The sequence below is a fragment of the Rahnella sp. JUb53 genome (genome assembly GCF_004346065.1).
Taxonomy (GTDB): Bacteria; Pseudomonadota; Gammaproteobacteria; order Enterobacterales; family Enterobacteriaceae; genus Rahnella; species Rahnella variigena.
The window spans coordinates 72348-88345 of sequence record NZ_SLYT01000001.1; the positions used below are offsets into that span (position 1 = coordinate 72348).

Below are 15998 nucleotides of genomic sequence, written 5' to 3' on the forward strand. Positions count from 1 at the left end.
TGTTCACGCGGGTGTTCCTCCGGTTGAATAGACTAATAAGGTTTCTTCGTCGACGTTAGCGGCGTCGAGTTCGGCCACAATGCGGCCATCCCACAACACCAGAATGCGGTCGCATAAACCGACCAGTTCGGCGAACTCACCGGAAGCATAAATAATGCCTTTTCCCTGTTGCGCCAGGCCGTCGATCAGCCTGAACACGTCCGTTTTGGCTTTGATGTCTACGCCTTTGGTCGGTTCGTCGAAGATCAACACCTGACTCTCACTGCGCAGCCATTTTCCGATAGCGACCTTCTGCTGGTTGCCGCCGGAAAGCCGTGCCAGCTTCTGCATCGGCCCGGAAGCGCGAATGCCTAAGCGACTGATAATGTCTTTTGCCCATGACAGTGACTGGCGCGCGTTGAAAATACTCCAGCGCGAAAAAGTGTCGTCAGCGGTCACACTCAGGTTCATCGGGATATTTTCATCAATGAAAATCCCTTCCTTGCGCCGTTCTTCCGGCACTAACGCCAGCCCCTGTTCGACAGAAAGATGCGGTTCTTTCGGCTTCCAGGGTTTGCCATTCAGTTCACCGCTTTCCACCTGACTCGGCGTCGCGCCAAACAGCGCCTTGCACAGTTCAGTTTTTCCGGCACCCGCCAGCCCGGCAATGCCGAGAATTTCGCCACGATGCAGTCGCAGCGAGATATCGCGCAGTTTGTCTTTATCGTGCATCCCATGAATGCTTAGCAGCGTTTCACCGCTGTGCGGCGGACGGCGCGGCGGGTAAATATCGTCGAGCTGATGGCCGATCATTTTCTCAATAATGTGCTCGTTGCTCAGGCCGTCCATGCTGTCATCGCTGACCAGACGCCCGTCGCGCAGCACCGTCATGCGATCACAGATATCACGCAGTTCATGGATACGGTGCGAGATAAACACAATCGCCATTCCGGCGGCTTTCAGCTTGCGTACCAGTGCGAACAGACGCGCACTTTCCGCCTGATCGAGCGGGGCGGTCGGCTCATCGAGGATCAGGAACCGGCATTTATGCGATAACGCCCGCGCCAGCAAAATCAGCTGTTTCTCCGCCAGTGTGCAGCTCTCGATGCGAGCCCGCAGGTTGATGTTCAGCCCAAGCTGTTCGGTCAGTAACTGTGCCTGACGGTAAAGCTGCGGCCAGTTATGCAGATGACCCGGTTCAGAAAGGCGGTCGAGCATGATGTTTTCGGCAACGTTCAGCGTCGGCACCAGCGCGACGTCCACTTCCTGCTGCACCAGATGAATCCCGTGCTCGCGGGCATGATGCGGCAGGCGGATATTCGCGGCTTTGCCGTCGATAGTGATCTGCCCGGTGTAATGTTCATGCGTGCCGGAAAGCACCGCCATCAGTGTCGATTTCCCCGCGCCATTGGCGCCAACTAACGCATGGACGGAGCCGCCTTCCAGCGTGAAATCCACCTGGCGCAGGGCAGGGAAACCTGCAAATGAAATCGAGATATCGCGCATCTCAAGGAGGGAGGTGGTCACTGGGCGTTCGGCCTTATTAAATAGACGGATAGGGATTTAGACGTTTAGCCGTCCATTGGTTTTTTGATTGCAAATTTTTAACATATTGGGGGATTAAATCAAGAGATTAAAAAGGATAAGAGATAACAGAAAGATCTAAGGTCAAGGTTAAGACCGTGGGGGGCGGCCCACACCGACAAAACCTTGGGTTGCCACCCAAACTGGCCTTAAGGTCAAGGTCGTGGGCGTCGGCCCACACCGACAAGACCTTGGGTTGCCACCCAAACTGGCCTCAAGGTCGTGGGCGTCGGCCCACACCGACCAGACCTTGGGTTGCCACCCAAACTGGCCCTAAGAGGCGCCTATCGCCGCGCCTCTTAGGAATCTCCGGCTCTTTCACTGCGCGCTCCGCTCGCTGGCTATGTTTCAGGTATCGCAGCGACAGGCTGGAAATCTTGCCGCTGCGCGGTCCCTTCATTTCGGGATTGCAGCCTTGGGTCTGCAACCTCTCAATCAGCAAGATTTCTGAATCGCCCGCACGATCTTAAATTCAAAGACAGATTGTTTTCATCTTTTAGAAAAGTTGACTGGCGTGATTAAAATTCAGCTGAACGGAGCGGCTTCAAGACCTATGGCTTGAAGACCGAGAGAAGGCAGTGCGAAGCACCTGGATTTGCGCCACTCACTGATGCAACAGGACATGTCCCTTTTGCCCGCGATAGCGCGCAGTGAAAAAAGCGCGGAGTCCAGAGGCCCGCGCGTTACCGGGTCTCTGGTCGGTGTGGGCCGACGCCCACGACCTTGACCTTAAGGCCAGTTTGGGTGGCAACCCAAGGTTTTGTGGGTGTGGGCGGCGAGCCCAAGGTGTTGACCTTATTCCTCGATAAACCTAATCGCCACTCCAAGCGCGTCGGCCGCACGAACCAGAACCCGACCGTCAAGGTCATTAAACGTTATTTCCCCGACCCGCAAACTATTCCGTACTGCCTCCAGCGAACGGGTGGCGAATTCCAGTCCGACCATCCGCGCGCTGCCGTTTTCGCCTTCCGGCACAATGCCGAATTCAGCGGTGGCTTGCTCCGGCGTGATAAACCGGACGGTGGCGCGACCCGCGCGCAGGGCCACTTCCTGCGGTCTGATCTCCAGTGCAGCGGCACCAAATAACTCGCCATAGACTTTTGCGGCGTCCTGCGGATTTGCTGCAGAAATCACGAAGCTGGTGATATCAGCCACGGCGTTCGGGTGGTTTTGCCATTCGTTGCGCCACACCAGTTCCGGCGTCAGGTGATGACAGAAGAAACTGCGGCCATTCGGTACGCGGCTGGCGGCCAGCGGTACGGTACGGAAACGCGCATTCGGCGAGGTGCCATCGTTGAGCGCCACAGGGCGGAAGAATTCTGCCGGTGCGGAACCCGCAATGTTTTGCTGTTGCAGATGTTCGTACACCGCCGATGAATTCTGCGTTTTCCACACCAGACCGGTCAGGCCAAGCGGCGCCTGCCACAGGTCTTTGCGGGTGTGCGCGTTGCCCGGCTCAAAGCCGAGCAGTTCCAGATAGTTTTCGCCGAAAATCGCCAGATGATTACTGGATCCCAGCGAGTGATGGCCACGCGGCGTGAGATGGAATCCCAGACGGCGAAACTGCTGCCCGGCCTGATCCAGTTGTTCGGCGACGTTGATCACCACGTGATCAAGCTGCGGGCGAAGGGGCTGCGGATGTTGAGCTTCAGTCATTAAACGGTTCTCCCAGCGTTAACATCAGACGGTTTGCCCAGGCGAAGAACGCCGCAGACTGCGCCAGATCGACAATCTCAAGTTCGTCTAAACCCTGTTCGCGCAGCGCCGCAATGTGCTGCGCAGTGGCGACCGGCGGGGTAGCGGAAAGCGCGGCGGCGAAATCAATTTCGGCCTGCCAGCGCGGGGATTGTTCTTTGCTGAGAATGCCGCCCGGCGGGGTGTCGATCAGGCGCTGGACATCTTCCGTCTGTTTGGAAAGCTGGCTGGCTTTGCGCGAATGCACCGATGCGCAGTAAATACAGCCGTTGATTTTGCTGGCGACGGTGGCGGCCAGTTCGCGCTCTTTGCGCGGCAGCCCGCCGGAAGTGTAGAAAATTCCTTTGTCGGTCAGCGTGCGCTGTTCGAGCACCGGGAGATTACGGCCTAACAGGCGGAAATAGTCGGAATCCGTATGACCGAATTTCGCCAGGATCGCCTGCTGGGCTTCATCAAATTCTTCCAGCTTTTTCGCCGGTATCCACGGCTCCCAGCCCAGTTCTTCCTGGGTAAAGGCCTGTGGTGCATCGCGGCCGGTGTGGGTATTCGGTTCGGTGCGCCAGAACGCGGCACCGACCGGTTTATTGCTGCCGTTCTCTACCGGCTTGCCACCAATCAGCCGGTAGCTGCGTAGCACACGGCTCTGGAAACTGACGAAAGCGATCAGTTGCGACAGTGTGACAATCGCATCCGCCGACCAGCCAGCTTTTTTCAGTGCCTGCAAATGCGCCGGCGTCGCGCTGGCAGGTTTGAAACTCAGGCGTTCACCGTGCGTCAGCGCAGCGTCGAGACGGGCAGTTTCGTCGATGTCGGGCAAGTCCTGCAAACGTTCGGAATAGTGGTTAGTCAGTTGCGAATCGCCATGCCAGCGCGCGACGTTTTGCGCTAACCGCAGGCGTTCAGCCAGTGAAAAATCCACGCCATCCTGTTCGGTAAACAGCGCGTCATAGCTGCCCTGTGCGTGACGGGTTGCGGCATCACGCGTGTCGCGAGCCTGTTTCAGCGCCGAGTCCGGGGCGATGTCAGCCAGCTTTTCCAGCAGGTCGGTCGAATAGGTAGTCATAGGGCTTCCCTTGAGAATGAGGAGTCGGCAGCGGAGGTGGAAACACGGCGTTGCGGCGTGCGGCGAACCCAGCCGAGCGCGGGCGCAACGTGACGGGCAATCAGTTCGATAGAACGTAAAATGTAAGGGTGCGGCGGATCGATGGAATGCACCTGAAACGCCAGATCGGTGACACGTGCCAGCGCAGTATCGGCCTGCAATGTCGCGGTGACCTGTGCCGCCGTGCCGAGATGCACGTCGAAAGCGCGGATGTAATCGTCCAGCGTATCGCCTTTCACAATCTGCCCGCTGGCGCGGTGGTTTTCGGCCTGACGGCGTAAACCTTTTTGCGCCAGTTCACGGGCTTCATCGCCGTTTTCAGTGACGAATGCGGTACGCGATCCCATGATGCGCGGCGTCACGCCTTCCGGCAGTGCATCCAGATAGGCATCGATAATCGGGTTTTGCAGTTCATCGAGACGTAAATCTGGCGCATCTTGCGGACGTGGCTGGGTGCGCGAAAGCATCAGGCCGTCACCGGATTTACCGGCACGTGCGCCGCCGTCCACCGAGAACGTCGCCTGCCAGACGCGGTTCGCCAGTTGCGGAGCGGCCGGATATAAACGGTTATCGGTGCCCGCCAGCGGTTCGCCGCGCCAGGCGGTGAGCAGGGTTTGCAGATTGTTGCCAAAGGCCTTGCCGCGATCCTGACTTTCCAGCCCGAACGGCGGGAATGACGTCGGCGTACCGCCCGAGCCTAAACCGATTTCAAGCCGTCCGCCGGAAAGTAAATCCAGCACGGCGGTGTCTTCGGCAACGCGCAATGCGTTTTCCATCGGCAGCGTGATCACGCCGGTGCCGAGACGGATAAAGCGGGTATGCGCTGCCACCTGCGCGAGGAAAACCAGCGGCGCAGGCAGGCCGCCTTCGGCCTCGTGAAAATGGTGCTGCGCGACCCACGCGGAATCAAAGCCTAACTGTTCGGCGTGAATAATTTGCTCGGTCGCCAGCCGGTAACGTTCCTGCGCGCTGGTGTTGTCCAGCAGGCGGGTGAAGAATCCAAGACGTTTACTGCTCATAATGTCCCTCTTTTTTTCTGTACGGACGTTCATGTACGGGTTCAGGCGGCGCGGTGGCGGCCGGGTATGGCGTCAATCAGCTGGCGGGTGTAATCGCTGGAAGGCAGGGCGAAAACGTCTTCCACGTCGCCGGAATCTACCTGCTGTCCGCGGTTTAACACCGAGACGCTGTGCGAGATTTGCCGGACGGTTGCCAGGTCGTGCGAGATAAACAAATAGGTCAGGCCGAGTGAATCCTGTAACTGCGAAAGCAATGTCAGGATTTGCGCCTGCACGGTGACGTCGAGCGCCGACGTCGCTTCATCAAGGATCAGCACTTTCGGCTCTAAAATTAATGCGCGTGCTATCGCCACCCGCTGGCGCTGCCCGCCGGACAGCTCACGCGGTTTGCGGCTGAGTAATTCTTCCGGCAGCGCCACGCGGCGGGCGATATCCAGCACCCGTTCACGGCGCACGGCAGCGGGAATTTTTTCGAAATTCAGCAGCGGTTCTTCAATCACTTTGAACAGCGTTTGCGACGGATCCAGCGAGGCGAACGGGTTCTGATACACCAGCTGGATTTTCCTGCGCAGCTGACGCAAGGCTTCGCCTTTCAGGCGCGTGATGTCTTCGCCGTCAATCAGCACACGTCCGCTGTCCGGTTTCTGAAAACCGAGCAGAATGCGCGCCAGCGTGGTTTTGCCGGAGCCGGATTCGCCGACCAGCGAATGCGTGGTACCGCGCAGAATACTAAATGACACATGATCTACAGCGCGGAACGCCGCCTGATTTTTGCCGCCCAGCGTGAAATCATGGGTGATGTTTTCGACCACCAGTACCGGATCTTCCGCCGTGCGAAGTTGCGCACGGTGACGGCCGGAAAGGGCAGGGATATCGGCGAACAGCTGGCGGGTGTAATCACTCTTCGGCGCCTCCAGCACCTCGCGGGTGATGCCCTGTTCCTGCACTTTGCCGTGACGGAACACCAGTAACCGGTCGGCGCGTTCAGCGGCAATCGCCAGGTCATGCGTCACCAGCAACACGGCAGTACCGAATTCGCGGCGCAGTTCGTCGATCAGATCCAGAATGCGTTTTTGCACCGTGACATCCAGTGCGCTGGTTGGCTCATCGGCGATGATCAGCGCCGGTTGCAGGGCAATCGCGATGGCGATCAATACGCGCTGTTTCATGCCGCCGGAAAGTTCATGCGGATACTGTTTAGCCCGCTGTTCAGGATGTGACAGGCCAACGCGGGAAAGCAGCTCCACCACGCGGGCGTCGCGCTGCGCACGCGGCAGCCGCTGATGGATATCAAGAATTTCCGCTACCTGCGAACCGATGGTTTTCACCGGATCCAGCGAACTGGTCGGATCCTGCGGTATCAGGCTGATGCGCGCGCCGCGCAGGGCATCCAGACGGCGCTGCGACCACTGGCTGATGTCCGTGCCGTTCAGGCGAATTTCGCCCTGTTCGATATGACCGTTCTCCGCCAGCAGGCCAATAATCGCCTGTGCGGTGGTGGTTTTCCCTGAGCCGGATTCGCCGACCAGCGCCAGCACTTCCCCGGCGTTAATCGTAAACGATACGTTATGCACCACCGGTTTGCCGTCGTAGGCAATTGATACGTTTTCCAGTTCGAGAACCGGCGGAGCGTCATGCGTAAAAGTGGCCTGTGCGTTCATCGCGTTCTCCTGCGTAATGACTGGCTGATGCGGTTGGCGGAAAGCACCACTAACACCACGACCACGCCGGGGAAGGTGGTCAGCCACCAGGCTGTGGAAATGTAGTTACGGCCTTCGGCAATCAGTAAACCCCATTCCGGCGTCGGCGGCGGTGTGCCGTAACCGAGAAAACTCAGGGTGGAAATCGCCAGGATCGCGCTGCCGAATTGCAGTGCGGAAAAGGCAATCACCGAGGTCAGCGAGTTGGGCAAAATGTGTCGCCACAAAACAGAGAAGAAGGATCCGCCGCTGCCATAAGCGGCTTCGACGTAATCGCTGTGACGCACCAGCACCACTTCAGCACGTGCCAGTCTGGCGAAGTTGGCAACCGACGTCACACCGACGGCAATCGCCGCATGAACCGTGCCGAAACTAAGCAAAATAATCACGCTCAGCGACAGCAGCAGGCCGGGGATGGACAGCAATACGTCGTTGATGCGCATGACAATGGCATCCACCAGACCGCCGCTGGCACCGGCCGCGAGACCGAGTGCGGTGCCGAATACCAGCCCGAGCGCCACGGCGACCAGCGCGCCGGAAAGTGAATGCGATGCGCCGTAGACAATCCGTGCGTACACATCGCGGCCAAGCTGATCCGTGCCCAGCCAGTGTCCGGCCTGCGGCGCGAGACGCTGCGCACCGGCAATCCCTTCGGTGCCGCTGTAATCCGTAAATAAACCAGGCGCAATTGCCCACAAAATGACGGTAGCCATCACCAGCCACGCCAGGATTAATCCCGGTTGCAGGCTGGCCGGTTTCCAGCGGCGGCGCTGTGTGAGCGGCAATGAAAGCGTACTTTTGCCAAGCGGTAAGCTGCTCATGCGGTGGCTCCCCGTGAGTTTTTAGAAGCAGAAGCTTTAAGGCGCGGATCGAGTAACGGATACAGCAAATCGACCAGTAAATTGATGCCGACAAAGGCCGCGGCGGAAATCACCACAATCGCCTGCAATACGGCGACATCCTGATTGTTGACTGCCTGCTGGGTCAGTTGTCCGAGGCCGTTAAGACCGAAGACAGTTTCGGTGATCAGTGCTCCCGCAATCAGTTCGCCGAACAGCAAACCGGCAATGGTCAGCGCCGGAAGCAGGGCGTTGCGCGCCACATGTCGCCACAATACGCCGCTGCGGCTGGCGCCTTTGGCGCGGGCGACGGCGACGAACGGTTGGGTTTGCACCTGATCAATGCTGCGGATGAGGATCTGCGCCAGCGGCGCGGAAATCGGCACCGCCAGCGTGATAATTGGCAAAATCAGCCCGACCCATTCGCCCGGATTGATCACCGGGATCCAGCGCAGGTGGAACGAAAAGAACTGAATCAGCGCGATGCCCAGCCAGAAGGTGGGAATGGAAATAAACAGCGACGGCACTGCCTGTAAGGCGTTTTTCAGCCAGCCGAAATGCAGCAGGCTGGAAAGAAATGCCAGCGCAAAGGCCACCACGGCGGCCAGTGCGAAACCAATCAGTGCCAGACGCAGCGTCGGCGGAAAGTTGCTGCTGAGTAATTCGGTGACCGGTACGCCAGCCTGTATCGAATAGCCCAGATCCCCGCGCAGGAAATTACCCAGCGTATGCAGATATTGTTGCCAGACCGGCACATCGGCGCCGTACGCAGCGCGCATATCGGCGATCTGCGCCGGGCTTAATCCCATGTCCGGGTTCTGGAATTTAATCAGAATCGCGTCGCCGGGGAGCACCTGCAGCAGGATGAAGGAGACGGTAAACGCCGCCCACAGCACCAGCAATGCCTGCCCGAATCGACCGCTTACGTATCGGCTCATGATTGACTCCCGTCTGTTAATGCTTTTCCAGCCAAGCGCCATAGAAGCTCGGACGCCCGACCGCTTCAAAGCTCACGCCTTTGAAATATGGCGCACCGGCAAACACCTGCGGCTCTTCGAAAATTGGAATCACGTATGCCTGATCGAGCAGGTAGTTCTGCACGTCGCCGGTCAGTGCCAGACGTTTTTTCGGATCGACTTCGGCAGAGATCGCGGTCAGCAGATCGTTGAGTTTGTCGTCGCGGAAGCTTTTCACCTTGCTGCTCAGGCCACCTTTTTGCAGCAGCGCATCGCGGTTAGTCGGGTAGAAGGAGCTTTTAATCACGTCCGGATCGGCACGTCCGACTTCCACCACGTTGGCCGGGGTTTTCTCAGGATCGAGGTTATCCGCCACGCGGCTGCCCGCATCGCCCGCCAGAATATTCAGCTTCGCGCCGACCTGGCTCCACTGCTGAGAAACCAGCTGCAACACTTCTTTGTTCTGCGGTTGTGGCAGGGATTCATAAATAGTCAGCGACAGCGTTTTGCCGTCTTTCTGGCGTATGCCGTTCGGACCCGGTTTCCAGCCCGCTTCATCCAGCAGCTTTTTGGACAGCGTCGGGTCGTAAGTCAGTTTGTTACTCAGATCGACATAACCGGCCGCCGTTTTGGCAATCACAGACGTGGCCTGCGGATAGTTTGGCGAGAACAGCGTGTCGACAACCTGTTTGCTGTTGGTGGCGTGCAGCAGCGCCTGACGCACTTTCAGATCTGACACCAGCGCGTTGTCCGGACGGAACGAAATGCTGTCGTTAACGCCTTTGGTCGGCGCGGCATAAATCGGGAAGTTCTGGTCTTTAGCCTGTTTCTCGTCATACGCCTGAACCTGACGGATGAAATCAGCCTGACCCGCCAGCAGCGCGCCGATACGCACGCTGTCTTCGCCGGTGACGATCACTTTGATGCCGTCAAGATTGGCGCGACCCTGCTGTTTGAGGTTTTTCGGCCCCCAGTTGTAATCCTTCCGCGCCGTCAGATCGACTTCACGTCCCAGCGTTTCTTTGCTGACCACGAACGGGCCGGAACCGATGATGTGCGTGGCGTCGCCCAGCGCATCAAAATTGCGATCCAGCGTGCTCAGCGACACCAGACCGGAGCCAATCGTCGCGGTGCCCTGCAGGAAGCCCGGCGAGGATTTTTTGAAATAGAACTTCACGGTCAGCGGATCAACCACTTCGCTGTGGTCGTAATTGTTGATGACTTCGGAAACCGGCAGGTGATGCGCTTTATTGCCCAGACCGTAAGTATCAAAGTTTTTGGCGACCGCGCTGGCGTCCAGCGGCGTGCCGTCGGAGAAGGTCACGCCCGGACGCAGCTTGAATGTGTATTCGGTTTTATCGGCATTGAAAGACCAGGATTCGGCGATCCACGGCTCAATTTCCAGCGTCTTCGGATTCTGATAGGTCAGTTTATCGGTGATCTGATTCAGTATGCCGCCGTTGGGATAGAAGCCGCCTGCGGGCGGATACAGGTTAGTGTGCGCCTGTTGCTCAAGATAAATCAGGGTGCCGCCCTGAACCGGTGTGCCGTCAGCGGCGATGGCGGAAAACGTGCTGGTGAGAAGTGCCCCTAAAGCCAGTGCGCGGGTAACCGCGTTAATCCGGCGAATGTTCTTCATCGTTAAACCCTTTTTCTTATTTGGTGTGATGGCTGGTGAATGACTTATGCGTTCTTAGAACGAAAGTGCTGAGCCCATAACAAACCAATTTAAGGGGGAGGTGAACGAAGGAATTTTGCAATCGTTAGTTGGAAACGGCATTAGGGAAAATGGGCGGGAGGCAGAAAGAAAAAACCAGCGGCTAATCCGGACGGGTGGACCGGATAACCGCTGGCGATCATCAAAAATGATGAGCTAAGGAGAAACTGAGGTCGTCAGTGATCTTTTAATGCAGCTTCTGTGCCAGTTTTTATTTCAGGCTGTGTTTTTACCTGTTTGCTGCGGCTCAGGAAGGCATTCAGCAAAATCGCACCGAAGGTCGCCGTGCCAATGCCGCCCATGCTGAAACCGCCCAGGCTCAGGGTAAAGTTGCCTGCGCCCAGTACCAGCGTGACCGCCACCATGATCAGATTGCCGTTAAGTCCCAGATCCACCTGATTTTGTACCCAGATACGCGCACCGGCCACGGCGATTAATCCGAATACCACAATCGACGCGCCACCGAGTACCGGCCCCGGAATGGTGTGGATCAGTGCACCAAATTTGGGCGAGAAGCCCAACACGATGGCAACGAGGGCGGCGGCGACAAAAATCAGCGTGGAGTAGATTTTAGTTACGGCCATCACGCCGATGTTTTCTGCGTAAGTGGTGACGCCGGTACCGCCCGCCGAGGCGGAAAGTAAGGTCGCCAGACCGTCGCCGACAAACGCGCGGCCCATGTACGGGTCGAGGTTTTTGCCGGTCATGCCTGCCACCGCTTTAATGTGGCCGAGGTTTTCAGCCACCAGAATTACCGCAACCGGTGCAATCATCAGCATGGCGTGAGAGCTGAATACCGGCGTGGTGATGGCCGGCACGCCAAACCATGGCGCTTGTGCCACGGCGCTGAAATCCACCGGAGTACCGAGCCCGAGTCCGTTAGTGATCACCATGTAAATCAGATACGCCGCCACCAGCCCGAGCAGCAGCAAAAGACGCTGCACCAGACCGCGGGTGAACACCGCCACTGAGCCGATACACAGCACGGTCATCACCGCCATCCAGCTGTCGAATGAAGAAGCCGATACGCTGTTAATGGCAATCGGCGCGAGGTTCAGGCCGATCGCCATCACCACCGCACCGGTGACGACCGGCGGCATCAGGCGTTCAATCCAGCGCGTGCCGACCGCCATCACCACAAAACCGATCAGTGTATAAACCACGCCGCAGGCAATAATACCGCCCAGCGCCACGCCGATATTCGGGTTGGCGCCATGGCCGCTGTAGCCGGTCACCGCGATCACCAGCCCGACAAACGCAGCGCTGGAACCGAGATAACTGGGCACACGCCCGCCGACGACCAGGAAGAACAGTAAGGTGCCGATGCCCGACATCAAAATCGCCATGTTGGCGTCAAAACCCATCAGCAAGGGCATTAAGACGGTGGCACCAAACATTGCCACCGTATGTTGCAGACCCATGATCACTGTCGATCCGAACGGCAGTCGTTCATCCGGTGCGATCACCGCGCCATCCAGATTGCCTTCTCTTTTACGCCATTGTGGAAACCAGGTATTTGCCATGCACGACCCTTACTAAGTTGAGAGGATTGAGTTATCAGGCTATCTGACGCATCAGCGGGTGATAGCGCCGGTCGAAATACACCAGTCCGTGGCTGTCGTCGTTGCGTCGCAATGCAACGGCTTCACAAATCAGGATGTCATGGGTGCCGACGCTGGTGATTTGTGTGACTTTGCAGTCAAACGACACCAGCGCGTCGGTGAGGATGGGCGAACCCGTGGCGAGACGCGCCCATTCGGCGGCGTCAAAGCGTTGTTCCATAGGCGTTTTTCCGCCGAATAAATTGGACAGTGACTCATGACAATCAGCCAGCGTGTTTACGCACAGCACCTGATTTTGCGTAAACGCTGAATGCACGGATGCTGAGCGGTTCAGGCAAACCAGTAATGTCGGCGGCGTATCGGTCACGCTGCACACCGCAGAGGCGGTGAAACCTGCACGTCCGCCGGGGCCGTCGGTGGTGATGATATTGACGGCAGAACCGAGCCGCGCCATCGCATCGCGGTATTCTTGTTTCTCAACAGCGGCTTGTTTCTCAACAGCGGCCTGTTTCTCAACGACGGCTTGTTTTTCAACAGCGGCTTGTTTTTCAGCGACGGCTTGTTTCTCCACGGCAGCTTGTTTTTCAACGACGGGCATATCGGTCGCAGACAATGTGGCGTTCAGGGGGGATTGCATGGTCATGTCCTCAGAGGTTTTATTCGTACTGACTAGCGGGTGGCGGTATGCAGCGCTGAATGCCGCCGCAGCCAGTCCAGTAAAATCGGGTTAAAGGTTTCCGGGTCGGTCACGCTCATGGCATGGCCGCCGTACAGCATTTGTGTGTGTTCGCCCTGGGGCAGGCGGGAAGCCAGATCCACCGAACGCGACCACGGCACCAGCAAATCGTCTTTAGCGCTGAAGGCCAGCGTCGGGGCTATCACCTGGTCCAGGCTGTCCGTCAGGTCTGAATCCATCAGCGCCTGCAAGCGGTGCAGCAGGTTTTCCATTCCCTGAAAATGCGCCACCTGATGCTGGCGCTCTTCCTGCAATAACGCCTCATGTTCAGAAAGCCAGTCACCCGGATACAGAAACAGCGGTTGCGCCTGCACATAGGCATCCACGCCGCTGTTGAGCAGCAGATTCTGCCGCACTTCAAAACAGCGCCGCGTCTGGCTGTCGAGCTTCGTCCAGCCGTTAATCACCACCAGACTTTGCAGCAATGCCGGATATCGCAGGGCAAGATGCAGGCCGATAATGCCGCCGAGAGCGTGACCGACCAGATGACAGCGGCTGATTTCCAGCTCGTTGAGCATGCCTGCCAGCTCATCGGCCATGTCTTCCATGCGGTAACCGGCGGGCACCGTGCCCTGACTGACGCCGGTACCGTGCTGGTCGTAAACCACTACACGAAAATGTTCCGCGAGCATCGCCAGCTGTGGCTGCCAGAAGCCGCCGGAACCGCCGAGACCGGAAGAAAGCACGACGGTTTCTGCATCAGCATTTTTCTTACCCAGTATCTTGTAATACATGCTGCTACCTCAGGGAGTTCAGGACAGGTTCCATCGCACGGATTATTTGCCGATATGGGCGATGGACGCGATTTCGATCAGCGCATCCGGTTTCACCAGCCCGCACTGAATGCAGAAACGTGCCGGTTTTTCTCCCGGAAAATATTCGGCATACACCTGATTCACTGCGCCGTAATTTGCCCAGTCGGTGATGAAAATCGAGTTCATGGTGACGTCATCCATGGTGCCGCCTGCGGTTTCGATCACGCTTTTGATGATCTCCAGCACATGACGGGTTTGCGCAGCGGCATCGCCGACATGCACCACGTTATTGTCTTTATCAAACGGCAGGGTGCCGGAAACATACACCACGCCATCGGCGAGAGTGCCCGGAACAAAAGGTGCCAGCGGAACGCCGCTGCCAGCCGGAATAATGGCGCTTTTAGGCATCGTTAATCGTCCTTTTCAGAAAGCGGTCAGGCCGCGTTTTGTTCAGTTTTGTAGCCCACTGCGTCGCAGAAATTGCGCACGCTGGAGACCCAGCCAAAGAAGGTTTCGATGTTATAAATCGCGGCTTTTTGCGCGAATTCAGGTCCGGCCTGATGGGTGGCGTCTTCCAGCACTACGCCGAAATATTCGAGGAAGAAACCGTCGCGCAGGGTGGATTCGACGCAGACGTTGGTGGCGATGCCGGTGAACACCAGATGATGAATACCGTAACTGCGCAGCAGGCTGTCGAGCTGGGTATTGAAGAAGCCGCTGTAGCGCGGTTTGGGTAACACTATGTCGCCAGGCTGCGGTTGCAGTTCATCCACCAGGTCATAATCCCAGTCGCCTTTCGCCAGCAGTTTGCCCATCAGTTCCGGGCGTTTGCGCATGGTTTTCAGCGCGTTGGATTTATGGAAGTTCGGCGAACCGGCACCGCCAGCTTCGACATACTGGTTGTCCCAGCCGTTCTGGAAGAAAATCACTTTGATACCGGCGGCACGGGCGGCAGCAATCGCCACTTTGATATTGGCAATCACCGGCGCGGTGGCGGAAACATCAAAACCGGCCAGATCCAGATAACCGCCCTGTGAGGCATAGGCGTTTTGCATATCCACCACAATCAGCGCCGTTTGCTGCGGCGTGAAAGCAATGGCTTCAGGACGTGCTGTGAGGATCGTTTCCTCGCCGGTATTTTGGGGTTCGCGGCGGACCACAGTTTGATTCTCAACAACGTTCATCATGCGACCTCTTTCTGCTCAGTGCCGACGTGCTGGCGGGTTTTCATTAATGGCTGGATGTAACGGCCGAAGTTTTCAATGCCTTGCACAAAATCATCAAAGGTCAGCAGCACGCCGCCTGCGCCGGGCACGGTGTCGATTTCGTCGAGCATTCTGGCGACGCTGGCGTAAGAACCCACCAGTGTGCCCATGTTGATATTGACCGCCGAAGTCGGGTCAGCCATCTGGCGGACGTTGGTATCGGCGCCGGATTTGGTGTCTTTGCTGCTCTGATCGGTGAGCCACGCCAGCGCATCGGCGTCGGCACCGTCTTTATATAACTCCCATTTGGCACGGGCAGCGGCATCGGTTTCGTCGGCAATCACCATAAACAGGACATAAGAGGACACGTCGCGGTTTTCAGCTTCTGCCGCCGTTTTCATGCGCGCAGCGGTTGGCGCAAAGGCGGTCGGCGTGTTAACGCCTTTACCGAAGCAGAAGTTGAAGTCGGCGTGTTTGGCGGAGAACGCCATACCGGCATCGCTCTGGCCGGCGCAGATCACTTTCATTTCGCTCTGCGGACGCGGGCTGACGCGGCAGTCGTCCATTTTGAAGAATTCGCCGTCGAGCGTGCAGTGGCCGGTGCCCCACAGGTCGCGCAGAACGCTGACGTATTCGGTCAGGTAGTCATAGCGGCGGGTGAAATAGTCGTCGCCCGGCCACATGCCCATTTGTTCGTATTCTGGTTTCTGCCAGCCGGTGACGACATTCACGCCGAAACGGCCATTAGAAATTGAGTCGATAGTCGCCGCCATGCGGGCCACGATCGCCGGAGGCATCACCAGCGTGGCGGCGGTGGCGTAAAGCTGGATGCGGGAGGTCACGGCGGCAAGACCGGCCATCAGCGTGAATGACTCCATGTTGTGTTCCCAAAATTCGGTTTTGCCACCGAAGCCGCGCAGTTTGATCATCGACAGCGCGAAATCGAAATGGTAGTGCTCCGCTTTCTGCACGATGGTTTTGTTCAGTTCGAAGGTCGGTTTGTACTGCGGCGCAGTTTCTGAAATTAACCAGCCGTTGTTGCCGATAGGAATAAAGACACCGATTTTCATAGCTCACCTCGATTGAAAATAATAAGTACCAAAACAAGGGATTGCGAAAATCTCTGCGCGGCTTGAGTGCGTCCTGCGG

14 protein-coding genes are annotated in these 15998 nt (G+C 57.6%); all 14 read right to left on the minus strand.

Annotated features, from left to right (window positions below; genetic code table 11):
• Window positions 1–3: 3 nt before the first annotated feature.
• The 14 genes from EC840_RS00370 to rutA all read right to left on the minus strand — a co-directional run bounded on the left by EC840_RS00370 (window position 4) and on the right by rutA (window position 15919).
• Entirely contained in the window at window positions 4–1485 is a 1482-nt protein-coding gene (locus EC840_RS00370; protein ID WP_132964091.1) for a sugar ABC transporter ATP-binding protein, read from the minus strand.
• Window positions 1486–2358: 873 nt separating this feature from the next.
• A complete protein-coding gene (locus tag EC840_RS00375; protein ID WP_129638441.1) occupies window positions 2359–3219 on the minus strand; it encodes a VOC family protein in 861 nt (286 codons plus the stop codon).
• Window positions 3212–4321, minus strand: coding sequence for an alkylhydroperoxidase domain protein (locus EC840_RS00380; RefSeq protein ID WP_132963747.1), 1110 nt, complete (start codon window positions 4319–4321; stop codon window positions 3212–3214). Before EC840_RS00380 ends, EC840_RS00375 begins: the two co-directional genes overlap by 8 nt.
• The gene (locus tag EC840_RS00385) at window positions 4318–5379 is read right to left on the minus strand and encodes a putative FMN-dependent luciferase-like monooxygenase (protein WP_112291223.1); all 1062 of its coding nucleotides are present in this window, start codon (window positions 5377–5379) and stop codon (window positions 4318–4320) included. The genes EC840_RS00380 and EC840_RS00385 overlap by 4 nt, the downstream gene beginning before the upstream one ends.
• Before the next feature lie 41 nt (window positions 5380–5420).
• A complete protein-coding gene (locus EC840_RS00390; protein WP_132963748.1) occupies window positions 5421–7040 on the minus strand; it encodes an ABC transporter ATP-binding protein in 1620 nt (539 codons plus the stop codon).
• Complete coding sequence (locus tag EC840_RS00395) at window positions 7037–7900, minus strand: ABC transporter permease (protein WP_132963749.1); 864 nt, start codon at window positions 7898–7900, stop codon at window positions 7037–7039. The genes EC840_RS00390 and EC840_RS00395 overlap by 4 nt, the downstream gene beginning before the upstream one ends.
• Window positions 7897–8856, minus strand: coding sequence for an ABC transporter permease (locus EC840_RS00400; RefSeq protein ID WP_113878311.1), 960 nt, complete (start codon window positions 8854–8856; stop codon window positions 7897–7899). The genes EC840_RS00395 and EC840_RS00400 overlap by 4 nt, the downstream gene beginning before the upstream one ends.
• A gap of 16 nt (window positions 8857–8872) precedes the next feature.
• Entirely contained in the window at window positions 8873–10513 is a 1641-nt protein-coding gene (locus EC840_RS00405; protein WP_132963750.1) for a TIGR04028 family ABC transporter substrate-binding protein, read from the minus strand.
• Between the two features lie 254 nt (window positions 10514–10767).
• Window positions 10768–12114, minus strand: coding sequence for a pyrimidine utilization transport protein G (gene rutG / locus EC840_RS00410; protein ID WP_112291215.1), 1347 nt, complete (start codon window positions 12112–12114; stop codon window positions 10768–10770).
• 34 nt (window positions 12115–12148) lie between these two features.
• Window positions 12149–12790, minus strand: a complete 642-nt coding sequence (gene rutF, locus EC840_RS00415) for an NADH-dependent FMN reductase RutF (RefSeq protein WP_132963751.1) — start codon at window positions 12788–12790, stop codon at window positions 12149–12151.
• A 32-nt stretch (window positions 12791–12822) separates the two neighbouring features.
• A complete protein-coding gene (gene rutD, locus EC840_RS00420) occupies window positions 12823–13623 on the minus strand; it encodes a pyrimidine utilization protein D (RefSeq protein ID WP_132963752.1) in 801 nt (266 codons plus the stop codon).
• A 42-nt stretch (window positions 13624–13665) separates the two neighbouring features.
• The gene (gene rutC / locus EC840_RS00425) at window positions 13666–14052 is read right to left on the minus strand and encodes a pyrimidine utilization protein C (protein WP_113878315.1); all 387 of its coding nucleotides are present in this window, start codon (window positions 14050–14052) and stop codon (window positions 13666–13668) included.
• Window positions 14053–14078: 26 nt separating this feature from the next.
• The gene (rutB, locus tag EC840_RS00430; protein ID WP_181955514.1) at window positions 14079–14831 is read right to left on the minus strand and encodes a pyrimidine utilization protein B; all 753 of its coding nucleotides are present in this window, start codon (window positions 14829–14831) and stop codon (window positions 14079–14081) included.
• On the minus strand, window positions 14828–15919 hold the full coding sequence (rutA, locus tag EC840_RS00435) for a pyrimidine utilization protein A (protein ID WP_132963753.1): 1092 nt from the start codon (window positions 15917–15919) through the stop codon (window positions 14828–14830). The genes rutB and rutA overlap by 4 nt, the downstream gene beginning before the upstream one ends.
• Window positions 15920–15998 lie beyond the last annotated feature (79 nt).